Below are 25093 nucleotides of genomic sequence, written 5' to 3'. Positions count from 1 at the left end.
CAATGATGAGAGGAATCGTAGAAGGATTCGAAGGCAACTATGTGATTATCGAAATCGATGGCGAGACGAGGGATGTGGATCGTAGTGCGGTTAAGTTCGATGTGGAAGTCGGCGACTGTGTAATTTTTCAGGAAGGGACATGGGTGGTAGATAGCAAGGCAACGGAGGAGCGAGCACGGCATATGAAGAAGCTAATGGAAGATGTTTGGAACGATTGAGGAATCCACGAACACGGTGGGAGGCTTGCCTGAACGTCATGCTTCATGTCGAGGCTTGGGACGTCCGCGCTTTTTAAGAACGACCTTCTGCGGCAGGAGCGTCACAACGAGTTGATGAAACCGGGGAAAATGACCATTCCGAAAGGCTTGGGCGGCTTGTTCGGCATCGGCTAGGCTGATTGAATTATTGTTCACTTGTTATTGAATTGGAGGGGAGTAAGATATGTACAATGATCGATTTGAGCCAGGACATGAAATTGTTCTCAGGCGAATCTGGAATGGAAAAATATACAGGGTAACTACTGCAATTGTAGTACAGGATACTGCCGATTTAGTCGCAATTTATTGGGGAACTGGATATCCGCTTAAGGTAGCAAAGACCCCGCTCCTCTTAGCGAATGAGACTAACCAAGAACTTAAAGACGCGCAATGGGGCGGCGGTTATGGTGAAGTTATTATGTTAGCGACTCCAGGGGCAGCACATGTAGTATGCGGCTTTAGGAGTGAGGAGCATAAATTGCTAGAATGGTACATCAATCTTCAAGAGCCTCTGAAAAGGACAGCAGATGGATTTGATACGACGGACTACTTATTGGATATTTCGGTGAATCCGGAACGGACAAAATGGAGATGGCAGGATGAAGAGGAATTTGATCAAGCCATTCGGTTGGGAAATATCACAAGAGAACAAGCCGATTTTTATCGAACAGAGGGAGAAAATGCGATACGAAAAATACTGACTGGATCGAATATATTTTATTCATATTGGGAGAATTGGATTCCTCCAACAGAGTGGAAGATACCTAAGTTGCCATTGAATTGGGATAAAATATGAACCTTCCTCCTTCATTTTATTCTCGAGTCCCCGTCCGGAAGCCGGTACAAATCCAGTGCTTTCGTCGATGCTCTTCTACATATGGATTTCGCCGTACGCAGGCATCCAAGCAACGAAGGGGCCAGGCCCCTTCCGCGACCGGACTTCGCCGGCTAGAAGATACGTGCTTCGCTGGTCTGGGTGAGCTGCAAATGAAAACACCGGTCTTTCGGTTGACTGAGATCCGCGGAATCGGGGTTCTCAGTCGGACATCTTCTGCAAGTGCGCTTCGAGCCGGTCAAGAATTTGCTCGTTGGCTTGAAATGCGATTTTCTTGATGGCGTTGAAATCTCTTCTGGCGGTTGTTGCAGCCAATTCCTGCAAGCGGAATAACAATCACTTTACCATCCGAGCCTGGCTGGAATGTATGTTCGACCTAATTACCTAAGGGGTTTGGGGTATACGCTTTGAGGTTACAAACAACAACGCAATGGCGATCAACGAAAAGAGCACATTGCCTAGCCAAGCTAGTGAGTCATCCGGCCATAACAAGCTTGTCATTGCAAAGCCTCCCCATGCATACGTAAGTAAAGCTCCGGCGACCAATGCGAACTGATGCCTCAAGCACCACTCCTGCTGCCGTGACCAATGGGCAACGAGCGGCGACACGATACACAAGACGAGTATGCCAATAATTACGCCAGCCCAACTTTCAGGCTTCATAAAAAATAGGCTTGCCACTACAAACGTACCCACACCAAGAGGCCATGGCTTCGGCACCGGGCGGGCTGAAGGAGCAGCAAGATCTTTTTTCTTTTTAATAGCAAAGGCGATAGCAGTCAGCGTGAGCGCCACAGCGAAAGCGCCTATTAGCTGCGCTGGCGAAGCCAAAAATTTTTCATCGGCGTATATAAAGTTAAAAACGATGGCACAGCCAACAAGGTACAAACCACCAGTTATGGACAGACCGACCTTACCTAGCCAGGGTGCCGTCATTCTGGCAGGCGTCAGCTTCTCGACAATTGCAATAGGGACACTGATACTCCAAATGACATGCCCCATCACAAAAGCCAGGGTGTTGTAGGCGCTGATACCCAACACGGGAATAGGTGCAACTTTCTGGGATTCAAGACCCATGAAGGCCGGGTTAAAGAGTGATTGGTCTATGAGCCCCGCCTCAATAACGCCATATGCCGCCGCCAAAAGGAACAGGGTAGGCCAACCGCGGCCGGTACGACGAGTTAGCTCTCGAATGAATAAGGCGCCTCCACCATACAGTGGCAGAAGTAGTGGAAACCCGAGAATGTTCCTGAGCGGACTGACTCCCAGTAGAAATTCACCCACCCATGGCGCAAGAAAAAGCAAGCCCAGCGCTGGAGCAAGGTGCCGGAGCGGTGCTGAAGATGAGGATGAACCCCTGATTGGATTCTTTGTTCCTCTCTCTCGAATCCGGCAAACAGCGCTGGCGATTATGCCAAAAACTATTCCAATTACGAAGTGAGTCGCAAGCATCCTTATAAATATCACGAAGCGAATGACTATCTCTTCCAGTACCGGGCCGAAAAAGTCATTCAATTTCACCTTGAACTTGGGTATTTCCATAGTAATCTGATGGGTTGTAGCCACGAACAGGCCAAACAGCATACCCAAAACGGTATAGTCATACAACGGCCGCTTGTTCTTCCGTAACAAAGCAACGGCAAGATATATTAGAAATGGGCTTATTGAAAGCACCTTATAAAGTGGCGACTCCAACGAAAGAAGCTGCAAGTTTTCTACGACCACACGAGGAATCGCAATTGCAGCCATTACCACCAGAAGTACCGGCGGCATATCTGTACGGATACTTAATCTCCCTCGTTTCTTTAACCTGTCTATTAGCTTTCTCATCTGAATGAATCGATCCCTCTTTCCTTGATATTTAAATATCAAGCGGTTTCGGCTAAACCCGTGAAATACAAATGTTTGTTCGGTATAATTGATTGGGTCTGAACAAGGCTATCGCGATGACTGAGGCTGACTCAAGCCGAACGGAACGCCAACTTAGTTGGTTAGTCTTTTTTATATTTCCCTTTGAGGATACTGGAACCAACTCCTGCACCAGCCATTAGAAATAGAGATCCAAAATTCCATAAAAACTTTCCTCCGAACAATGTAATGTCCAATGGAGTTAATTTGTTCAAAAGGAGGACACCCAGTTTTATCGCAAGCAGAACAATGCCGGCTAAAAACAAAACATCGAATAGTAACTTTAGTCTCGGATAGGCCAATTTCTTACTATCTCTGATCACTTTCTTGGTCAACTCCTCATCGCTTCGTAATAATTCATCAATCGTTAAACCAAAGAGATCGCTTACGTTAATGATGACTTCAATGCTCGGATAGTTCTGGCCATTCTCCCATTTCGAAACAGACTGTCGACTAACAAAAAGCTTAGCCGCTAATTCCTCTTGAGACCATCCCAACCTTTTTCTTTCCGTCTTTAACTTTTCTCCAAAAATCATATTTCACAACCTCTCAGTTATATACGTCATTATTTGCTGACCTCATGCGAAAAGTAAAGACCGCTGTAGTTGCAGAGTCCCGCAACCCCCGGTTGCCATCAATATCCCCTTGAGTAATCTAGGTGCATAGTAATGAATGCGGGGATTCAGTCGTTGGAGAAGTCGGTCTTAATCGCGTTGCTATTCCCCGTATTACTACCGCGCGTTCTCCAGCGTCATGGTGATCGAGGAACTTTCCCTCCTATTGGGCTCGGTCATTGTTCGTCCGATCGGTCAATCCAACCATCGTGAGTCACGGCGTAAATATGGGACATAATAACATATGACCAATTCCAGAAAGCAGAGGCACGATTACGGATGAGTAGGTGAGGTAACGATCAGAAATAGAACTATTCCAATAGCTGTACTTATCTGCATGATGTTACTCCTGACAGGATGCTGGGATAGGCTGGAGATCGAGGAACGAGCCATTATTCTGGGAGTAGCTATCGATAAAGCACCGGCAAGCGAGATCGAAAAACCAAGAAATGTTACGTTTGTCGGGGAGAATGTTCCAGAGACGAAGGCCCCGGCGTTGCGAATCACAATCCAATTAGCCGTTCCCGGTCGCATTCCACTCGGACCTAGTGAAGGGGGAGGGGGTTCGAAGGGGGGAGAGAAGCCCGTATGGGTCGTGAGCGGTGTCGGATATACGATCGACGATGCATTCAACATTCTCCAGCAAGAAGTTGCACACCGATTGTTCTGGGGACATTTGCGAGTAATCGTGATTTCCGATGAAGTTGCCAAACTGGGACTTACGAACATAAACGAATATTTGCGACGTAACCCGGAAGTCCGCCGTACGAACTGGATTGCTGTTTCCGAAGGGGAAGCAGCAGAATTTATGAGGGTGGTGCCTCAATTAGAACGTGTTCCGATTCTTTATCTTCTAGGCACGATGAATGATGCCGTCCAGATGGGCAAGATGCCCAATGCATTCGCGGGAACATATTGGTCAGCTTCCTCTTCTAAGGGGTCCGATCCCTACTTACCGTATGTTCGAATGGTTCGAAGTGGTAGTTTTGAAATTGCAGGACTTGCTTTTTTCAAGTCAGATCGAATGGTCGGAAAAACCGATCCGTTGGAAATCGGAGCTTATATGGGGATCAAAAATATGCAGGCGGGAGGATATGCCGTTCTTGTACAAATCCCGGGAACCGATACATCCGTCATGTACCAGGTCACGCATCGGAAGTCGCGTATCGATGTCGCAATCCGCAATGGCAAACCGGTTTTCAATGTAAAAATCCATAACGAGGGCAACTTGGTCGAAAAATCAAACGAGCTTGTCCAGCTTTCAGAAGAAGTTATCGCCAAAATCGAGAGATCCTTGACTGAGAATGGACCGGTCAGCTACCGAAATCTTATACGCAAAACCCAACAAAAGGGTTCCGACATTTTTGGCTTCGGTGAATACGTACGGGCTAAAGAGCCTGCCTATTGGAACAGGGAGATACGTACGAAGAAGAAATGGGAAGAAATGTACAAAGAAATCGACGTTAACCTACAAGTCACAAGTAGCATCAGAAGAGTCGGGAGCAAGACAAATTGAGCGAGGTGAATCAAGGGTTCTACACATTATGCATGACTAATATGTGGAACCCTTTCTGATTAACTATCGTTCTCCATTAGCTGCGCAATCCTGGATTACTGGAATCGATGGCGGCGTATCCATCATCGACTCCTGCCGGATGTTAAAGAATATGCTTGGTCAACTGATATAATTTTAGTGCGTCCTTCTTGCTAAGCGTCGGGAGATCGGGATCAACTGGCTTGGTCCGGTCCCAAGCGATGAGGAGCTGGGATGGAGGATTATCCATCAGTTTAATGATCGGTTGAATACTCCTCTCCACCGGCTGTGCGAAGAGCTTGCCCATTACCCGCAATATTCCCTTGAAAGGCTGGGCCAAATGATTCGTGCCGCTATGGGTATATCCGGGATGGTTAAGAATGAAACGTGTCTTCCCGGTCTTGTGGTTCTCGGCATACGCAACCCCCAGCAGATCATTCGCCCGTCCTCCCTGCAGAGTCGCCTTCAGCAGACCATACCCCTGTTGAAGTGTAAGGTCATCGTAGTGAACGACTCCCTTCGTCATTCCAGTGCCTCCGATACTTACAATAACCGGCCGGGTCCCCCTCTCCAACAATTCCGTCAAACCATAACTCAGAATAAATCGGCTGACATAATAGAGCGCAAACGTGCTTTCAAAACCATCCGGAGTCAATTTCCGCTTAGGAAATTGTTGCATCGCTGTGAGCACCAGTCCGTCAAGCGACGCATGGCGTTGTTGAACCTCTTGAATGACGCGGCGATTTTCAGACAATGATAATAGATCAGCTTGAATAAAGGATGCCCGGTCCGCGGCGCCGAGACGTGCAGCCTCATCAAGAAATTCCTTACCCCGGAGACGGTTGCTTCCGGTCACAGTCACCCTGCTGCCCTGGCGTAAATAGTGAACGGCCAGCCCTCTGCCCATCCCGGAAGTACCTCCTGCTATGAATAAGTCCTTCATCCTTCACACTCTCCTACATATGAATTGAACTATAAATGTTGACTAGACAACAGTTGTCAATTAGTATGTTAATAGCAATATCCAATGCTAATCAATAAGCAAAAGAGCCGATCCGTTGTGTAGACAACAATCGATCGAAATTGTATTTTTCCCGGCAGCGGGATCGCGGGACAAGGAGATGGTGTGTGATGGGTTTAGTGAACCCGAATGACCCTCGCGCGAAGCGAACGAGGAAATATATTCAGAAAGCATTTACGGATTTGCTTGCAGAAATGGACTTCGAAGATCTCTCGATTCAGGATATTATGGATCGGGCTGAACTGAACCGGGCAACCTTTTATAACCATTTTCAAGATAAATATCAATTGCTTGAGTTGACCATGAGCGATGCATTTACGGAGATTCTATCCACACGGATTCCTCTCGGTACGCGAATGCAGGGCACGGAGTTGTTGCGTCATCTAATGCTGGCGGTCTGTGAGTGGCAGATTGAAATGACGAAGCAGTTGAATGCACGACGGACCCTGTCGCAGGCGATGGAGGACAATGCCAAGCAACAACTTTGCAATGTCATCATCTCGTGCATGACGCATGTAAAAGACCACTCTGTGGAAGAGAGACGGAGAATGGAATGGGTCGCAACCATGATCAGTTGGTCGATTTATGGGGTGGTTGTGAAGTGGAGTCAGTCGCAGGAAGAACCGGTGGAACCATTCATCGAGCATGTGCTGCCCTTCCTACTATCGAACTTGCGTATGCTTGATCTGTGATGCCTTTGTGACGTTCCAGTGCTTTGATTTTGCGTTTTAACGTTTCGATGAGTATATCCTTATTCGCATCATTCATCTCACGCTTTATTTGCTTTGGTTTGCCGATGGTTTTTGCAATCCACGCATTTCGTAAAGATTATACGCGGTACATGTCGCGATATTTGGACGGACTAATTCCGTACTTTTTCGTAAATACTCGAGAAAGATAAAATCCGTTCTGATATCCGCATTCGTTGGAGATATGGTCGATCGAAAGATTGGTTTCAAGCAGCATTGACTCCGCTTTTCTTAACCGAATGTCGGAGAGGTATTGCATAGGCGAAAGTCCGACAGCCGCCTGAAAGCGGCGGCAAAATTGGGCCTGGCTTAGAGAGGCGCGATCGGCAACGCTTTTTAACGAAATCGATTCCTTAGCGTGTTCATCGAGAAAGCGTACCGCATCGATAATGGTCTGGTCTTTCGTTTTCTTTTTTTGATAATATTGCTTCTCCAGCAGGCAAGTAAAGAGCAGATCGTCAAGCAGATGTGTGTAATAAGACTTCAGCACTTGAAATGTAGTCGACCCTGGAACCATTTCTTTATAATTTTTCAATGTGGATATATATCGGGGACGATCTCTAATCGTAATATTTCCGAAAATAGGATAAATGGGATCCGAATAACCCGAATGCTCCAGATCGTATTGCCATTCAAATGAGATGGAGAGAAACTCAAGCGGTTCGGGCGAATGACGATACAGCGTAAATCCGGGCGGACAAATAATTAGATCGCCGACTTTAGAATAGCCCTCGGAATCTCCGATCTTGTACCAGAATTGTTTCGTTCCAGCAGCCAATATATACCAATGCGGACGCGTGCTATGAGAATGAGCGAAGTTCGCCGCGCTGTTCCTGTAAAAGCAGTGCATGATTTTTGTGCGGAAAACGTTCAACAAAGATCCCCCCGCCGCAAAATAGTATATCCTCATGATAATGCAGTGCATGGCAATTGTACACAGCTATCATTTAATATGATGATAACAAATTCAGCTTGCTAGCGGCTTGAGTCTGTTAAAAAAACATAATGTAGGGGACAAGTGTATGCGGATTCAAAAAGCGATTTGTACGACGACAGCATTTAGTATTTTAATTGCAAGCGGCTGCTCGAGTCAATCAACGTCGACCGAAATTCCCGTCAAAGAGGCTCCTGTGGCACTGGCTCCGGCGGAACTGAACATTTATTCGACAAGTGGATGGACAGAAGAGGCGTTTAACGATCGCTTCGGAAACGCTATCCGTAAGCAGTTTCCGCAGCATAAAATTAACTATATTCAGAGAAAAGCAGGGGCGCAGTATGATGACTTAATCGCTTCGAATACGCCGATCGATATGGTTTGGGATTCAATCGCTAATTTTTCGACAGGACCGATGAACTATAACATGCAATACGATATGACCGAATTAATCAAAAAGCATGATGTGAACACATCGGCGATTGAGCCGACCTTGCTGCAAAGCGTTCGCGAGCTGTCAGAAGGGAAGCTGTACGCACTCCCCGTAGTCAATAATACGTTGGTCATGTTTTACAATAAATCGATTTTCGATAAGTTCGGCGTACCTTACTTAAAAGACGGTATGACTTGTGACGAGATTACGGAGGTAAGCCAAAAGCTTACGAGATCAGACAGTGGGGTTCAATATGTCGGTCTCGGAATGCCATACTCGACGTTCGTACGCTTGAATCAGTTCTCAGTGCCGTATGTCGATGCCCAGACGGAAACGCCAACGATCAATACAAATGAAAAATGGAAAAATGTATTTGACATCCTCTTGAAACAAGCGGCGATTCCGGGTTACAGCGACATCGTTCGCAGTGAAAAGAAGATTCCCGATGTCAACTCATTCATTAAAGGATATGTGGGCATGCTCGCAACCCTATCGAATCAATATTTAACGCAAGGCGTCTCCGATTTGAACTGGGATACCGTATCATTGCCATCCTATAAGGAAGCACCTGGCGTAGGGCCGCAGCATTACCCGACTCTGTTCGGAGTCTCGGCGATTTCCAAGCATAAAGATCAAGCGATGGAAATCATCAAGTATTTAGTTTCTGACGAGTATCAGCTTGGTGTCTCCAAGAGCGGTGCGCTTCCCGTGGTGACGAAGAAAGAAATCGTCGATGCGTACGGGCAAGACACACCTTATAAAGATAAAAATTTGAAAGCGGCATTTTATAACAAGTACGCCGCTACTCCACCGGTAACCAAATATGACACTAATGTGCAGTCGGTCTATTTTAACACTGAAAAAGGAATGCAGCTCATTCTGGGAGAAACGGATATGAACACGATGCTGCGCACGATGGAAGAAGAGGCGATCAAAGCGATTGCCGAGGCCAAGGCTAAAGCGAAGTAACTTTTTCTATATCGACACATGTTGGATGATGGGTCTCCATGATCCAACGTGTGTGTTAGAGCTATGCGGGATTGATAGGAGATGAGAGCTTGGATTTCAAAGCGTATATGGCTAGTGTCGAATTGCAGGCCGGGTTCGTTCCATCCGGTATTACTAAAAATTTTTATTTGGATATTATGGAAAAAACGATCGATAGTTATGGCTTGGATTATTTTACACGGTTACTTGACGGCGATATTCCTTTTCAAAACTGTATCGGTCTTCGCGCATGCGGGGCGCTGGCGCTGCTGATCGCTCAGGGAAGAAAACGAGAATGGCTCGACATATGGATCCGATTGATGGATCGAAGCTGCGACGAGATGATGAACGGGCGAAATGGGGAGAATGATCTAGCGGTCAAGGATATGATGCTTGCCTTTAAGCTTATGCATAATCGAGTAGAACCAGCGATTTCCGCAAGTTGGCGCCGCAAGCTCCAGTCGATCGAACCGTATGAAACGTATGCGAGCATATACAGCAAGGAGCACCACTATACAAGAGTAAATAATATGACGGTGTACAATATGGCAGGAGAATATTTGCGGGAGACGGAAGGAATGACCGACACTACCGATTATTTCGATGTTCACTGGCCGATCATACTCGATCGTTTTGATGAACAAGGCATGTACAGAGACCCGGACCTCGCGATGCTGTATGATCTGTCCACTCGTGTCCAGGCTTCTCAGATGCTTTGGTTCGGGTATAAGGGGAAATATGCCGGATTATTGGATACCAACTTGGTTAAAGGCGGCTTGATGACATTATTTATGCAATCATCAGCTTTTTTATTGCCTTATGGGGGACGCAGCAACCATTTTTTGTTTAATGAAGCGTTAGTGGCGGCTTGCTGCGAGTATGAGGCGGCTCGCTATATGAAAATGGGCGATCCGAAAACAGCAGGCATGTTCAAACGATGCGCTCATCTGAGCGCACAAGCGGTTAATCGTTGGCTCGATCAGGACGGGTCTAACTACCATATTAAAAATCACTTTCCAAATGATAGCGGTCATGGAACCGAAGTATATGCTACGTTTCACAGATATATGATTCCACTTGCCAACTTTATCGGTCATGCTTTTATATTCGCTGACGAGTCGATTGATGAGTTTCCGTGTCCGGCCGAGCTTGGCGGGTATGTGCTGACTACGTCTGACAGTTTTCACAAAGTATTCGCCAATTGCCGAAGTCATTCCATTGAGATTGATACGATGGCAGACGGTTCCTACGATTCGACGGGTATGGGCCGATATCACCGTACGGACGTTCCGATAGAGCTGGGACTTTCGATGCCGTTCACAGCAACGCCCAGATACAAGCTTGCGGAAGGCTTGCAAAGCAAAAATTTGTCGCTCGGGGCGGGCTGGGAAGCCGCGAACGGCCATATCATGCATGTGAGCGATTTGAGCGGCGAGACTGGCGTCAGCTTCAGGATCATCGAACAAACACGGGACACAGTCAGTTTTTCGGTTGAATATTCGAAGGTGAAGGAAACATACACGTTAGACAAGGATGGTGTGAACGTGGAGCTTGAGCTGGTCGAGGCGGACAAAAATAAAATTTATTATACTGTCCCGCTGCTTGAATCGAACGGCAAGGATACCACGCTCATTACACGCGGAGACGGGCTGGTCACTGTCAACATGGGCGCGTTCTGTTATACCGTCCGCAGCGATGGCCAAATCGAAGTCGCGCAGAGCAGTTTCAGCAACAAAAATGGGATTTACAAAGTTGCGATGCTGAGCAAAGACGATACTCGTCTTTCAATCAGACTCAACTTGGCGAAAGACGGTCTGAAGACAGGTGTACCCCAGTGCTGAGAGAGCTGCGCATCGCTCCATGGTATAAAGGTGATGGAAATATAACGTAAACCGATACCTATATGCTAGTTTAACAAAGAGTATAAGCAACGTAGATAACTTCTATCATGCGCATAAAAATAGCAGCCTTATCTGGCTGCTTTTTTTGCGCGCGAATGGGGGCTCAATCAGGAGATTTCTTTCAAGGATAAGCCATTATTAAAATGTATGTTCTAGTTTGTTAGCGCAACGTGCAGAGACACTAAGCTTCAAAAAGTTGTGGTATCAGGCTCAAACCCGTTCCAGATGACCGTCCGCTCCACTGGGAAACGGGATATAGCTCGGGCGGGGAACAGCCTTCTTGAACTAGTTCAGTTTTCGATTATGATTTTAGGTATGTTGTTCAAAGAAATATTAATTAGCCGGTTTGTGCGTTCCCATTATATTTCATGTTATATTTTCCCTATATTTGTTTGAGTGAGGAAATGCATGAGCTGGACGGAGCGGAGCATCCGCAGTGCGAGCAACCGCATCGCATCATCAAAGAAGTCGTCCGGGTTCTTAAGCCCGGAGGCAAATTTGTTGCCGTTCCTCGGTCCGATGGCATTCCCGCGGTAATGCTATAATTGGGCTGAATTAGCAAGGAGGCGTAAGCAATGACAAGTGTTCTTGTAGTAGAAGATGATGCGCATATGCTGGAAATGATTTTAATTGTTTTAAGCTGCGAAGGATATCGTGTCCGGGGAGCGGTCAACGGCAAAGAGGCGCTTGTGGAAATGGAACGCTCGCCTGCGGATCTGGTCGTGCTCGATGTCATGATGCCAATCATGGACGGGTGGGATTTGTGCCACGAACTGCGGCTTTTGAACCCCGAACTGCCGATTATCATGATTACGGCCAAGCACGAGACGAGTCAGAAGGTGAAGGGATTCGGTTTAGGCGCCGATGATTACCTGGTCAAGCCTTTTGACCCGCAGGAGCTGGTGGTCCGAATGAAAGCGGTGCTGCGACGGTACCGGATTGCGGCCGATAAGATGGTTAAATTGGGCAGTTTTAAGCTGGATCGGCTTCGGGGGACCGTTTCGGACGGAAACGTGAATTGGAATTTGCCGCTTAAAGAATTCGAGCTGTTATATCAGCTTGCAAGCTATCCCGGCCAAATCTTTATGCGAGATCAGTTAATCGAAGCGGTATGGGGATTCGACCACGAAGGGGACGAGAGAACGGTCGATGTTCATATCAAGCGGCTGCGGGAGCGGTTTGCCGCCTTTACCCATCTTTTTCGCATTGTAACGGTTCGCGGTCTCGGATACCGGTTAGAGACGGAAAGCCATGATTAAGAGCTTATATTTAAAAATTGTATTGCTCTTTTTCGTTGCAGTGGCGATAGGTCTCGGAAGCGCCATTCCGATAACCGTTTATTTGTTTAAAGATCAAATCACGCAATCCATCCAATACGATTATGCGGTGCGAAACTGGTTGATATCGGATGTTTTTTCCCGATTGGCGCCAACCGAACGCGGTCTCTTTCTGAAACAGCTGTCCGAAAAACAGAAAGTATCCCTATGGGTATACGATCGGAACGGGCTGCGCTACGCTTATGGTTCGACAAGCAAGCACTATCTTACGGGCGAGGATATCCGCCGCATTCAGAACGGTGCCGAAGTCGTGAGGCGCACATCCGTTCTGCCCCTACCGACGAGCCTGCACATGGGTTTCCCTTTACAAACAGCGGACGAACAGTTGGCACTCGTAATCCATCCGGAAGGTACTAATAGTTCTCTGCTGTTTATGATTTTGGGTGTTGTAATTTTGATTGCGATTGCGATCGCCAACACCAAGTTCATCCTCTTTACAAGCGTAGTGGTGAAGCCCTTAAAAGCATTGACGGCCGCAACCAGAAAAATTGCCAAAGGAGACTATAACATCGATCTTCAGCCGAAGAGCAAAGATGAATTGGGCGTCTTGTCGGAGCAATTTCAACATATGGCCCACGAGATGAGCCAAGTCGAAAAGATGCGCCAGGAGTTCGTTTCCAACGTGTCCCACGAACTTCAAACACCGCTGGCGTCCATTTCGGGTTTTGTCTCCATCTTGCAAACAAACGGTCTCGACGAAGCCGAGCAACGGCGCTGTCTGAACATAATCCGGCACGAAAGCATGCGGCTGTCCCGGCTCAGCGAGAACATGCTCCGACTGGCCACGATTGATTCGAATCATCATCCTTTCCATCTGTCGCTTGTTCGGCTTGACAGGCAGCTGCGCAGTATGGTCGTAGCCGCGGAGCCGCAATGGGCGGCCAAATGCTTAAATATTCACCTGGAGCTTCCAAAAACGGCGATTCATGCGGACGAAGACCTGCTGAGTCAGGTATGGCTAAATATTTTCAGCAACAGCATCAAATTTACGCCTGAGGACGGCGACATCTCTATCGAGCTTCAGTCCGGAAATGGCGAAATCGGAGTCGTCTTTCGGGATACGGGAATTGGCATTGCCGAAGAAGACCGCAAGCGCATTTTCGAACGCTTCTTTAAGGCTGATAAATCACACAATCGCGAAGCGGGGGGGAGCGGGCTTGGACTCGCGATCGTAAAGCGCGTTGTCGAATTGCACGGCGGCCGGGTCGAGATAGACAGCGCTGCAGGAAAAGGAACAGCCGTTACCGTTTTTCTGCCAGCCATGTAACCCGAATCAGAATACAATCGAAAACCCGAACGAACAAAAAGGTGAACGATCCGTTCATCTTTTTTAACATTTTATCCCATTTAATTCATGTTACGTTCATATAGGGTGCGTAGTATCTGTTGCGAAAGGAGACTTCAATCCACGAGAACTTACTGGAATCGCCGGAACGTCTATATCATTTTAAGTAAAGGAGTTACCTTTTATGAGAAACGATTCATGTATCGTACAAACTTCTCTTGGCTCACTTCAAGGGATTCGAAGAAATGATGTCATTCAGTTTCGTGGTGTTCCATATGCCGACGCACCCGAGGGGGAGTTTCGCTTTTCTCCGACACGCCCTGTTTCTGCTTGGACCGGAATTCGAGATGCAAGTATTCATGGCTGTATTGCACCACAACCGCCTTCTCCATTGCGTCAAGCCATCGGAGAATCTTCTGAACCGCCTCAAGGGGAAGATTGTTTATCGCTCACCATCTCAACCCCTGCCATAGATCGGGAAAAACGCCCTGTTGTCGTTTGGTTGCATGGTGGACATTATATGACCGGAGCCGGGTCGCTGGACTGGTACGATGGAGCGGAGCTTTCCATGGACGGAAATCTAGTTACCGTAGGCGTCAATTACCGGCTTGGCGCTTTTGGATTCTTGCATTATCCGGGGGTTAGCGATGGTAAAATGGGGATTTTCGATATCCTCGCAGCACTAAAATGGGTTCAAGATCATATAGCGCATTTTGGCGGCGATCCTGATCAGGTCACAGTCATGGGGCAATCCGCCGGAGCCCATGCCGCTATGTGCCTATTGACCATGAGAGAGTCGCGAGGTCTTTTCCAGAGAGCTATTCTACAGAGTGTGCCCGCAAGTCTTGCTCCATTATCAGAAGCAAAAGCATTGGAGCATGGAAACAGGCTGCTGGATATCTTGAATGTGAATAAGAGGGATCCACAAGAAATTACCGCTCAATTGAATACCATGTCACCTGTCCGGATCATCCAAGCAACGGAAAAATTGGCTCAGGAAATTGCACGTTTTGGTCAAATTACTCTCCCTTTTATGCCTGTTTTTGATTCTCTTTCTACGACGGATCGTTTTATTGAGATGGCTGCAAAAGGTGCTGGTGAAGCAGGTATTGATCTCATTACGGGTACCAATCGAGAGGAAGCAAATGTTCTTTTGGGGAACATAAAAGCCCTCGATCCAGCTTTGGTTAACGAGCGTTTTGTTGCTTTGACCGGAAAAGAAGAAGCAATCGAGCGATACCGCTGGCGGCGACCCGGTAGTACGACTATCGCTCTAGTATCCGACTTGATTACTGACTATACGTTCCTGCTCCCCTCTCTGAGGTTAGCAGAAGCAGTTCATAAAGCCGGTTCACATACTTGGGTATACCAGTTGGATTGGGCACCGCTCGGATCTCCTTTTAAAGCCTGCCATGGCTTAGAACTGCCGTTTATATTCGGAAATTTCGAAGCATACAAGGATGTACCGATATTGCAAGGGGCTAATCCAGAGGATGTTGCTGATTTAACAACTGCTATTCGAAGTGCATGGATTGGATTTATTCGAACTGGCAATCCCGGCGTTTCCATCCCATGGCCATCTTATGAGCCGGATCGGAGACAAACCATGCGATATGATTCTATTATTGGTGCTGTAGGTGACTTGGCTGAAATAAATCGCTTCCTTACACGTTAGAGATCTGTCAAACATGTCGCTCGATTACATGAATCGAGTGACATGTTAATTTTCACCACACGATTTCATCAAAGTTGTTCAAAAGAACAGTCTAAAAGGGAGGGAGAGCAATGACAAATAATACAGGGGTGGCCCGACTATTGGAAATCGCCGGAGAGAAGCGCGGACTGATGATGCTCTCCGGCCTGTTATCTTCCCTTAGCGCCGTTTGCATGCTGGTGCCTTACGTTTCCGTCTATTTCATTTTGAAAGAGTTGTTGGAGCATGCAGCGTCCCCGGCTTTGGCAGACGGAGCGAAAATGATCCGCTTTGGCGTTATCGCTTTAATCGGCTTAGCAGCCGGCTTGGTCACGATGTACGCGGGAGGAATGGTTTCTCATATCGCCGCTTTTCGTATTCTTTACGGTCTCAGGGTCAAGCTTTCCGGCCATATCGGCAAGCTTCCGCTTGGCTGGCTTAACGGTAAGTCGACGGGAGCCGTCAAGAAAACGCTGGAACAAAACGTGGAGAAAGTGGAAACGTTTATTGCTCATCATTTGCCCGATCTCGTCCATGCTGCTGTGACCACGGTCCTGATGATCGCCGTGATGTTTACGTTGAATGTTTGGTTGGCGCTTGCGTGCTTCGTGCCGATTGTCCTTGCTTTTGCGGTTCAGATCGCGCTGATCGGCGGACCGAAGACGAAAGAAAACCTCAAGCTTTGCCACGATTCGCTGGAACAGATGAATGCTTCTGCCGTCCAGTATGTGCGGGGGATGCCGGCCGTCAAGGTGTTCGGGCAAACCGTGCATTCGTTTCGCCAGTTTTATCGGGACATGCTTCGCTACCGTGAATATGGTGTGAAATTAACGGATCAGTTTCAACACGGATCTTTGATTTTCAAGGTGATTCTCGGCTCGCTTGCCGCATTTGTTCTGCCTGTCGGTGTGTTTTTATTGAGCCGCGATCCGGGCAACGTCGCCTTCGCCTCCGTTCTGCTGTTTTTCCTGGTCATGGCGCCGGGTATATCCACCCCGATGTTCAAAATCATGTTCCTGGCCGAAACGCTCAGAGATATTCATGAGGGCGTCCAGCGCATCGACCGTATATTGGCGGAAGGAGATGTGCCGGAGCCTGAACATCCGAGACGGCCGACTTCATTTGATGTTTCATTCGATCGTGTCTTTTTTTCTTATGGAACGGAGCCTGCGGATACCGATGTGCTAGCGGACATTTCCTTTACCGCCGGCCAAGGGGAAGTGACGGCGCTCGTCGGTCCGTCGGGAGCGGGCAAGTCGACCGTGGCTAATCTGGTGCCTCGTTTCTGGAATGTGAACACGGGAGCGATCCGAATCGGCGGTGTGGATATCCGCGAAATCGCGACCCCCGATCTGATGGACACCGTCGCATTCGTGTTTCAGGAATCGTTTTTGTTTTACGATACCGTGTACAACAATATTGCGGTCGGACGGCCGGACGCGTCGCCGGAAGAAGTGTACGCCGCGGCGAAGGCGGCGCAGTGTCATGCGTTCATCAAGCTACTTCCGCTTGGGTATGACACGTTGATTGGAGAGGAAGGCGTCTATTTGTCCGGCGGGGAAGAACAGCGGATCTCCGTGGCCAGAGCGATCCTGAAAAACGCTCCCATCCTAGTGCTCGATGAAGCGACGGCGTTTGCCGATCCGGAGAACGAGTATGAAATGCAGCTGGCGTTGAAAGCGTTGATGAAAAATAAGACGGTCATCGTCATCGCTCATCGCCTGTCCACCATTCAGGATGCGGAGCAAATTCTCGTGATGGAAAGCGGGAAAATCGTCGAGCGGGGTAGGCATGAAGCCCTTCTCTCGGCTAACGGCTTGTACGGACGCATGTGGCGTTCCTATCGCCATGCGACACAATGGCATATGGGTAAAGGGGAGGCGGACGATGAACATGAGCATGCTGCGCAACATCACGGCGAATAATCCGCGCTCGTTGATCAAACCTGTTTTTTTCACGACCGTTGCCAATCTGGCTGGCGTAATCCCTTTTGTGCTGTTGGTGGAAGCGGCGAGATTGATCTTTAATCCGTTTGTCTATCCCGATATGCCGCTCGATACGGAACGGCTCTGGTGGGTGTGCGGCGCTTTGGCGGTTTCGCTCGTTCTCATGTTCGCATGCGAAATTCCCGCTTATCGCGCCCAATACCGCGACGCATACAGCGCAGCGGCGGACGGTCGGTCGAAGCTGGCCGAGCATTTGCGCAAGTTGTCGCTGGGGTACCTGAACAAGCGAGATCCGGGTGATCTGGCAAATATGATGGTGGGCGATTTTGCGATGCTGGAACATGGCATCTCCCATTTGGTTCCGCAGATGATCGGGGCCGCCGTCATGCCGGTTCTGGCCTTGATCGGCCTGTCTTTCCTCGACTGGCGTCTGACGCTTTCCCTGTTCGCGGCGCTGCCGGCGGGCATCCTGCTGGTGCTCTTGACGTCGGGCATCCAGCGCAAACTCGGCTCGCAGCATATGCGAGCCAAGATGGACGCCTCCAACCGGCTGCAAGAATATTTGAACGGAATCCGTGTGATCAAAGCTTATAACTTGACCGGAGAACGTTTTATCCGGCTTGAAGGGTCATTCAGGGAATTGATGCGGCAGAGCATCCGCCTCGAAGGAATGTTGGGGCCGATTGTACTGAGCGCGGTTGCCTGTATTCGTGCCGGTCTTACCCTGATGATCATGGATGGCGTCCAGCTGCTGCTCGGCGGAAGCCTGGATGTCATCACATTCGTGGCTTTCCTGATCATCGGAACCCGAATATTCGATCCGCTGACGACAGCTCTCGCCGGTTATGCGGAGTTTCGCTATCTCGAGCAAGCGGGCGAACGCATCGTGCAGCTTTTGCGGGAGCCGGTCATGCAAGGAGAGCGGCAGCCCCCTGCAGTTCATGATGTCGAATTGAAACAGGTTACGTTTGGCTATCTGGATCAACCGGTCCTGAGAGACGTGAGCGTAAGCATGCCGGCAGGTTCCTTCACCGCATTGGTCGGCCCTTCGGGCAGCGGCAAAAGTACCGTTCTTCGGCTCATTGCCCGGTTTTACGACCCGGAAAAGGGGAGGGTGACGATGGGCGGGGAGGATATTCATGACATGGATCCGGAAGCGTTGCTGTGCAAAGTATCTATGGTGTTTCAGGATGTGTACCTCTTTCAGGATACGATCGAAGGCAATATCCGGTTCGGACGAAGCGACGCAACGCGCGAGGAAATCGAGGAAGCGGCGCGCCTTGCTTGTTGTCACGATTTTATCCTGAAGTTGCCAAACGGTTACGACACGATGGTAGGCGAAGGCGGAAGCACACTGTCGGGCGGTGAAAAACAGCGAATTTCCATTGCCAGGGCGATACTGAAAAACGCGCCGATCATTCTACTCGATGAAGCAACGGCTTCTCTCGATCCCGAGAACGAAGCGGAGATTCAGAAAGCTATCGATCGGCTTGTTCGAGGCCGGACCCTCATCGTTGTCGCTCACCGGCTCAAGACCGTGCAGCATGCCGACCGGGTTGTTGTACTGGATCATGGGCGGATCGTAGAGCAAGGCCGCCATCACGAATTACTCTCGTCTAATGGCCTGTATGCCCGGCTATGGAGACGGCAGCATGATGCAGGCGAGCGGCCGGATGATTCTGTGAATACTATGGCGGCAACGACCAAAAAACTCCTGTGACTTTCGACTGGATTTTTGGGGAAACCTAACGGGCAGTTTTTAGTTGAATACATCGTTTGGAATAGAAAATAGAGGAAGGAAATGCTTTCTAATAGAATTTAGATATCGAGAATCTTTCTGTTTTTTTCTTTAAGGGGCGATTATTACTTTGATTTGTTCAGAGACTAAAGAAATCATTGATTCCTATGTTGAGGCCAATAATTCGTTTGATGTCCTGGGGATGATTAAACTCTTACATAAGGACATACTGTTCAGAAATTTTTCGAATGGTGAAGTTAACATGGAGACCAATGGTACCCAAACAAGGTGTGTTGCGTTATTAAACCAACGGGAAAATGTGAAATAGACTGGGGAAAAGCAGTCTTGTTCTAACGATGAAGGAATCCAGCGGCAGAGCAGAGCTGCCGCTGCAGGACGACTATTCATCCTTCCGGGTGCTGCCTTACTTTGCTCACCTTTTCTTGGCTTTCCTTTCACTTCACCCGATTACCTTGCCTTGGAGCTGACCCCACTGTTGCACGAGCCCCGTCGGTAACGGTCTTCTTGCTCCCTAATTCCTCCCCCACGTAGCCAAGGGGAACGTTGCACATAGGTGTCGGCATATCTTCCGAAACATCCCCGCCGCGCTGCTCCGATCCCCCACCTTTTGGCTTGGAACCCTCCGAACATAGGGGTTAGTGGGGATAAGAAGCTGAAGATTGGATTTCGTACACGGAGCCAGCCTTAGAGAGGCAATCGGGTCGTATTAGCTCTTGGAACGTTGGCGTTTGCGGAAAGCCGCCACGCTTTCACGATGAGCGCATGCCTCGGAACAGTAACGCTTGGATTTATTCTTGGATGTATCGATAAAGGCTTTCTGACAGGAAGCAGAGGCACAAATTCCGAACCTCTCCGTTCCATACTCGATCAATACAAAAGCGAGCCCCATTGCAGTCGTCGTAGCCAGCCAATGAGCGCACCCATCCTCCTCCGATTCAAAATGTAGATGGTAGGGCCCATGGTGCCAGCTTATTCTTGGCGTCGCCCCGCTGATGCGCAGTTGCTCGTTCAAGAGCGCCGCTGTATCCTGTGCCTTCTGTTCTCTTGCCAGCTCGAACACCGTGCGCAAAGATTTTCTGAGAGATCGGACGATCTCAACATCCTCTGAACGAACAGGCCACGATTGAACGGTTTTCCGATGAACAGCGATAACGGCATCCCCATCAAAGCCTCTATTCTTCTCCGATACCAAATCCTGGACATACTTCTCGCTCTCGACAAGAAATTGCCTCAATTCTTCAGGCGTCGACAATCTATCCGTATTCGTGACGGGGCAGAGCGTATTAATGAGTTCAACCGCGAGATGTACGGATAACGACTCGTAATAGGTAAAATTCATTTGACATGTCACCACCATCTATTTATAATCGATACATGCAATCACATTTTAGCATGTTACAATTCTGTTTAAAAGCGGGGACGGGAGGAATGGTATGTCGGCGATCGATAAGGCGGAGAAGGCCGCGGAGAAAAAATGGTGGGCGCTCGTCGCCGTATGTCTCGGATTATTCATGGCTTTGCTGGATGTAACGATTGTGAATGTCGCTTTGCCAGATATACAAAGCGATCTTCAAACGGATTTCTCAGGGTTGGAATGGGTACTCAACGCTTATACTTTAGTATTTGCCGTGGCGCTGGTTACAACGAGCCGGTTGGGCGATATATTCGGGCGGAAGACGTTATTTATGTTGGGAATTGCTGTATTTACAATCGGATCGCTGTTATGCGGATTGTCAGGCGATATTACGATGCTGAATTTGTCGAGAGGCATTCAAGGTCTAGGGGCTTCGGCAATGACGCCGTTATCGCTGGCGATAATCTCGGCCACGTTCGGTGGGAAGCAGCGCGGGATCGCAATCGGAATATGGGGCGGCGTAAGCGGATTGGCTACGGGGATCGGCCCGGTAATTGGCGGTATTCTGGTTAAGCATATTGGGTGGGAATCCATCTTCTATGTGAATATTCCCGTCGGCATCGTGGCGATTCTACTATCGTTTTGGGCGATCAAGCAGTCCAAGGACGAGTCAGCGGCTCCCCGAATCGATCTGTTCGGGTTCATCGCATTCACCGTCTTCATGTTCTGTCTCATCTACGGATTGATTCAGGTCAATCAGGAAGGCAACGGCTGGATCTCTCCGGAGGTGTGGTGGCTGCTTGGAATTTCCATTCTTGCTCTCGTCGTATTCATCGTAGGCGAACTGCGAATAAAGCACCCCATGGTCGATCCTCGCTTATTCAAGATTCCCAGCTTTACGGGTTCCGCGATTGCCGCCTTTTGTCTGAGCGCTGGGATGTATGCGTTGCTATTCAATCTCAGCATTTACCTGCAAAGCTTTCTCGGTTTGGATGCGCTGGAGACAGGCGTCAAACTCATCGCGTTTACCGCAATGGCTCTGCTGTTCGGTCCGCTGTCCGGCGCATTGATGGGAAAAATAAGCCCCAAACGACTCGTCGTTGTATCAATGGTGTTGCTGGCGGTTGGGGTCTATTCCATGTCCTTCCTATCGCATCATAACGATCCTGCCAAATGGATTGTTCTATTACCAGGATTTATTATTGCCGGAATTGGCAGCGGATTGATCAACCCACCTATCTCTAACCTGGCAATCGGAACGGTACCGGTGCAACGAGCGGGTATGGCATCCGGCATGAGCAATGTGGCTCGACAGATGGGCGGTGCATTCGGAATTGCCCTCTATGGGGCCATACTGTCCAGCCGCTTCGCATCTCTTGTTACGGACAGAATCAAGTCATTGCAGGACGACCAGCTTGCCGAATCGGCGAAGGAGCAAGTGATTCAAGCGATCAAGTCGGCAGGCCCGATTGCAGGCAGCAACGGTTTGGCGGGCATGGAGCATGTCGCGATATTCCAGAACGATCCGCTGTTTGACACCTACCGTGAGATTGCTCGCGCATCCTTCGTGGACGGAACGATTGACATTATCAAGATCGCCTCTCTGATTTTGGCAATCGGCGCCGTGCTTTGTCTTGTTCTGATTCGCAAAAAGGATTTGCGGCATTAGCCTTCAAATGTACAACAAACATTGTTTGCAGTATGTCTTTTTATACTTTAAATGAATGAATTTAACATTGTACATAGATGGGAATATGCATTACCGTTCAGATAAAGCGAATCTGATCAATCTTTGGATAGTTTACAGAAAAATAACTAGGGATGGGGTGGAATGAAAATGAGAATGAGAATTATAGCAATAATCTTGTGTGGTCTGTTCATCTTCCCCCTATCCAGTTCGGCGCGAAGTGATGGAAGCATGCAAGTAGAGCGATCTGGAACTTCAGTTTTCTCCGAAGTGGATGCGTATATTGCTCGTGAAATGAAACGGCAACGTCTTACGGGGCTGGCTCTCGGGATTGTACAAGGGGATCGCATTCTTTACCTTAAGGGATATGGTCAAGCCGATTCATCGGGTCGTCCTGTAACACCTGAAACACCTTTCGGATTAGGTTCGATCGGCAAGTCGATTACTGCTATGGCCGTTCTGCAACTTGCCGAAACAGGAAAAATTGACTTAGACGCGCCTATACAGCGCTATATCCCCACCAAGTATAACGGTGCAGAGTCCATTACTGTACGTCAGTTACTTAACCAAACAAGCGGGTTCTCCCAAATCTCAACTTTTAGCAACACGTTGTCAAGTATGCACGATCAAGATCAAGATGCTCTGGAGAAAAACGCCATGTCATATGCGGAAAAGTTTTTAAAGCACACCAATCAAACCGAACAACCCTTCAGGTATTCGAACGCAAATTATGTATTGCTCGGCTATATTGTTCAACAAGTATCCGGCCAGTCCTATGGCGACTATGTGAAGGAACATATTCTCAGCCCTCTGTCTATGCATAACAGCTTCGTTACACTCGATGAAGCAGCCGTACACGGACTGGCTACGCCCCACCGTCGGATATTTGGATACAACGTTGCCTACGAAGGCCCCTATATTTATATTCCGGGGGATGCGCCCGCGGGCTACCTCTATACCAGTGCGAAGGACATGGGACATTACTTGATTGCCCAAATGAACGACGGCCGATTTGAAGATGATTCCGTGCTCTCTTCGGAAGGCATTCGACTTATGCAGACCGAGCCTGTTCCGGGAACGTACGCCATGGGTTGGATGACAGATCACATTAACGGATTACCGGTTATCGGTCAGCCGGGTGGCTCGATAGGCTTCCAAGCCCAAACTTATATTGTTCCGGAACAACAACTGGGAGTTATCGTGTTCGCGAACGTACTTGACGCGATCGATGCCGCTTTTCCCAAAACACACGTCATTACGACTACCCACATCGCCTCCGGGATCATAAACTTACTGAATGAACAACCGATTGGAGGAGCTGGTCTAAGCATTTCGCAGAAATACTTGCTTGTAAATGGATTAATATTCATGCTCAGCGCATGGTTATTATACACGACCGCTCGAACTGCGAAGCGCTGCCTTGGGCCGCGGAGTCCTGGCAATTCTGGCCATACTGAAATATCTATCAAAGTTATATCAAGAATCGTTCTGGATTTTGCGGGTCTGTTTATTGTCCTGATATTGAGTATGACTCAAGTAGTGCCGGTATGGCATATTGCAACAATTTATCAGCCGGACGTAATCCTGTGGCTGAAGATAATGACTGTACTTATGGCACTGAAGGGAAGCATGGAAATTATTCGGTTAGTTCGGTCGATTTGGCATGAAAAAACATCAAAGCTGAAATATTGAGAATAAGTGAAAAAAGGAGAATGTAGAATATGTTGAACAAAAAAACGAATGGTGCAGATGTGATCGGTTACTGCTGCATGAGATTTCCAGTCACAATCTTGAAAAAATCGGTGGATTTTTATTGCGATGTGTTGGGCTATGAATTGATTTCAGCAGATTATTCGTTTGGAGAGGCACATGTTGCATTGAAAAATGGAAACGGTCCGGGTATTTTTTTGATGGAAACCAAACCGGAAGATGTCACACCATTGAAGTTTGTATTTCCTCGTTCATTCTTTATCACAAGCAGCACGGGGCACGTGACGATGATTGAGATATTAACGAATGATTTGCTTGCTTTGCATGAACGGATTAAACAAGCCGGAGCCCATATTGATAAAGCACCTGAATTTACTAATGATTTCGGTTATTTCACCTTTTATGATCCGGACGGGCATTATTTTCGGGCGGTCGAAGAAAGAGGCGTGTACTTCGACTTGAAACAAAGAATGAGTTCAACACTCAAACGGGATCTGACTGAGCATGAGAATCAATTGCTATGGGGGCTATGTGAAAAAGCTAGTTTTGAACAGCAAAAGTTTCTCAGCTCCATCATCTCGGAAATTCGAGGTTCTTGAGCAGGAGTCGCAAAAGTATCAGGCATACAATCGGAACCGGGCGGAAGCCAAGAGGAAGGAACTTACGGGAATACCGGTGCGAACCTTCCACCTAGAACGGACAGCCGCAGACCACTTGAACCCGAAGATTGTTTTTCGTAACCGATCACCATCGACCGCATGATGAGGTTGTAGATCAATTTGTTCGATATGTGGAAGCTCTTCCCGAGAGAACCTGGCAGCATTTCCACTGCCGGGGCGGTGTAGGACGCACGACTACTTTTATACTGATGTACGAAATGATGAAAAATAGCGGGTCGGTCGATTATGAAGATTTTCTTATACGGCATCAACTCATCGGCGGCAGGAATATGAGGGAGATGGATCCTCATGAAAGCTATAAGTACAACGCTGCTGTGGAGAGGCTGGAGTTTATACGTCAATTTTATGCGTATTGCTTATTCAGGAACAATCACCCTCGGCACATCTCTTGGACAGGGCGGTTGGAATTACACGCATGAATGCCTTCCGATCGCCTCATCCGGCCGGAGGTGCCGATGAACGGCGCTTG

At 48.3% G+C, this 25093-nt stretch carries 21 protein-coding genes; 15 read left to right on the top strand and 6 right to left on the bottom strand.

Going from position 1 to position 25093, the window contains the following annotated elements:
* Window positions 1–5 precede the first annotated feature (5 nt).
* Together FE784_RS34515 and FE784_RS34510 are read left to right on the top strand one after the other, a co-directional pair.
* Window positions 6–218 carry a DUF3006 domain-containing protein gene (locus FE784_RS34515; RefSeq protein ID WP_139606809.1) on the top strand — a complete coding sequence of 71 codons (213 nt, stop codon included), beginning with the start codon at window positions 6–8 and terminating at the stop codon, window positions 216–218.
* Window positions 219–441: 223 nt separating this feature from the next.
* A complete protein-coding gene (locus FE784_RS34510) occupies window positions 442–1053 on the top strand; it encodes a ribonuclease FAU-1 family protein (RefSeq protein ID WP_139606801.1) in 612 nt (203 codons plus the stop codon).
* A gap of 240 nt (window positions 1054–1293) precedes the next feature.
* On the opposite strand, the gene FE784_RS42520 is transcribed toward FE784_RS34510, so the two are convergent.
* The 3 genes from FE784_RS42520 to FE784_RS34495 all read right to left on the bottom strand — a co-directional run bounded on the left by FE784_RS42520 (window position 1294) and on the right by FE784_RS34495 (window position 3536).
* Window positions 1294–1428 (bottom strand): SRPBCC family protein, encoded by a 135-nt coding sequence (locus tag FE784_RS42520; protein ID WP_281287204.1) that lies wholly within the window; start codon window positions 1426–1428, stop codon window positions 1294–1296.
* Window positions 1429–1476: 48 nt separating this feature from the next.
* Entirely contained in the window at window positions 1477–2922 is a 1446-nt protein-coding gene (locus tag FE784_RS34500) for a hypothetical protein (protein WP_139606800.1), read from the bottom strand.
* A 161-nt stretch (window positions 2923–3083) separates the two neighbouring features.
* A complete protein-coding gene (locus FE784_RS34495) occupies window positions 3084–3536 on the bottom strand; it encodes a helix-turn-helix domain-containing protein (RefSeq protein ID WP_139606799.1) in 453 nt (150 codons plus the stop codon).
* Between the two features lie 376 nt (window positions 3537–3912).
* Between FE784_RS34495 and FE784_RS34490 the strand changes: the two genes are divergently transcribed.
* Window positions 3913–5130 carry a Ger(x)C family spore germination protein gene (locus FE784_RS34490; protein WP_281287205.1) on the top strand — a complete coding sequence of 406 codons (1218 nt, stop codon included), beginning with the start codon at window positions 3913–3915 and terminating at the stop codon, window positions 5128–5130.
* Window positions 5131–5272: 142 nt separating this feature from the next.
* Here FE784_RS34490 and FE784_RS34485 read toward each other — a convergent pair whose 3' ends face one another.
* Complete coding sequence (locus FE784_RS34485) at window positions 5273–6055, bottom strand: SDR family NAD(P)-dependent oxidoreductase (protein ID WP_246132319.1); 783 nt, start codon at window positions 6053–6055, stop codon at window positions 5273–5275.
* A 224-nt stretch (window positions 6056–6279) separates the two neighbouring features.
* Between FE784_RS34485 and FE784_RS34480 the strand changes: the two genes are divergently transcribed.
* On the top strand, window positions 6280–6861 hold the full coding sequence (locus tag FE784_RS34480) for a TetR family transcriptional regulator (RefSeq protein ID WP_139606796.1): 582 nt from the start codon (window positions 6280–6282) through the stop codon (window positions 6859–6861).
* Between the two features lie 136 nt (window positions 6862–6997).
* Here the strand turns inward: FE784_RS34480 and FE784_RS34475 are convergent, their stop codons facing one another.
* Entirely contained in the window at window positions 6998–7792 is a 795-nt protein-coding gene (locus tag FE784_RS34475; protein ID WP_176706724.1) for an AraC family transcriptional regulator, read from the bottom strand.
* Window positions 7793–7940: 148 nt separating this feature from the next.
* On the opposite strand from FE784_RS34475, the gene FE784_RS34470 reads away from it, so the two are divergent.
* The 7 genes from FE784_RS34470 (at window position 7941) to FE784_RS34435 (ending at window position 19154) form a co-directional block, all read left to right on the top strand.
* Window positions 7941–9254 carry an ABC transporter substrate-binding protein gene (locus FE784_RS34470; protein WP_139606794.1) on the top strand — a complete coding sequence of 438 codons (1314 nt, stop codon included), beginning with the start codon at window positions 7941–7943 and terminating at the stop codon, window positions 9252–9254.
* A gap of 176 nt (window positions 9255–9430) precedes the next feature.
* Window positions 9431–11113: a hypothetical protein gene (locus FE784_RS34465; RefSeq protein WP_139606793.1), complete on the top strand. Its 1683-nt coding sequence runs from the start codon at window positions 9431–9433 to the stop codon at window positions 11111–11113.
* 635 nt (window positions 11114–11748) lie between these two features.
* Window positions 11749–12432, top strand: a complete 684-nt coding sequence (locus FE784_RS34455; RefSeq protein WP_139606791.1) for a response regulator transcription factor — start codon at window positions 11749–11751, stop codon at window positions 12430–12432.
* Between the two features lie 328 nt (window positions 12433–12760).
* A complete protein-coding gene (locus tag FE784_RS34450; RefSeq protein ID WP_176706722.1) occupies window positions 12761–13777 on the top strand; it encodes a sensor histidine kinase in 1017 nt (338 codons plus the stop codon).
* A gap of 202 nt (window positions 13778–13979) precedes the next feature.
* Window positions 13980–15470, top strand: coding sequence for a carboxylesterase/lipase family protein (locus FE784_RS34445; protein ID WP_139606789.1), 1491 nt, complete (start codon window positions 13980–13982; stop codon window positions 15468–15470).
* A 110-nt stretch (window positions 15471–15580) separates the two neighbouring features.
* On the top strand, window positions 15581–17413 hold the full coding sequence (locus FE784_RS34440) for an ABC transporter ATP-binding protein (protein WP_139606788.1): 1833 nt from the start codon (window positions 15581–15583) through the stop codon (window positions 17411–17413).
* Window positions 17382–19154: an ABC transporter ATP-binding protein gene (locus FE784_RS34435; protein WP_139606808.1), complete on the top strand. Its 1773-nt coding sequence runs from the start codon at window positions 17382–17384 to the stop codon at window positions 19152–19154. The genes FE784_RS34440 and FE784_RS34435 overlap by 32 nt, the downstream gene beginning before the upstream one ends.
* A 745-nt stretch (window positions 19155–19899) precedes the next feature.
* On the opposite strand, the gene FE784_RS34430 is transcribed toward FE784_RS34435, so the two are convergent.
* A complete protein-coding gene (locus FE784_RS34430; RefSeq protein ID WP_176706721.1) occupies window positions 19900–20532 on the bottom strand; it encodes a CGNR zinc finger domain-containing protein in 633 nt (210 codons plus the stop codon).
* A 94-nt stretch (window positions 20533–20626) separates the two neighbouring features.
* Here FE784_RS34430 and FE784_RS34425 point away from each other — a divergent pair, with 94 nt between their 5' ends.
* From FE784_RS34425 to FE784_RS43015, 4 genes are all read left to right on the top strand, one after another.
* Window positions 20627–22216, top strand: a complete 1590-nt coding sequence (locus tag FE784_RS34425; protein WP_139606786.1) for an MFS transporter — start codon at window positions 20627–20629, stop codon at window positions 22214–22216.
* A gap of 162 nt (window positions 22217–22378) precedes the next feature.
* Window positions 22379–23926, top strand: coding sequence for a serine hydrolase domain-containing protein (locus tag FE784_RS34420; protein WP_139606785.1), 1548 nt, complete (start codon window positions 22379–22381; stop codon window positions 23924–23926).
* Between the two features lie 29 nt (window positions 23927–23955).
* Complete coding sequence (locus FE784_RS34415) at window positions 23956–24543, top strand: VOC family protein (RefSeq protein ID WP_139606784.1); 588 nt, start codon at window positions 23956–23958, stop codon at window positions 24541–24543.
* Between the two features lie 128 nt (window positions 24544–24671).
* Window positions 24672–25043 (top strand): phosphatase domain-containing protein, encoded by a 372-nt coding sequence (locus FE784_RS43015; protein ID WP_139606783.1) that lies wholly within the window; start codon window positions 24672–24674, stop codon window positions 25041–25043.
* The last annotated feature ends 50 nt before the right edge of the window (window positions 25044–25093 follow it).

The sequence above is a fragment of the Paenibacillus hemerocallicola genome (assembly GCF_006265175.1).
Taxonomy (GTDB): Bacteria; Bacillota; Bacilli; order Paenibacillales; family NBRC-103111; genus Paenibacillus_AB; species Paenibacillus_AB hemerocallicola.
This window is presented reverse-complemented; position numbering and strand designations above follow the sequence as displayed.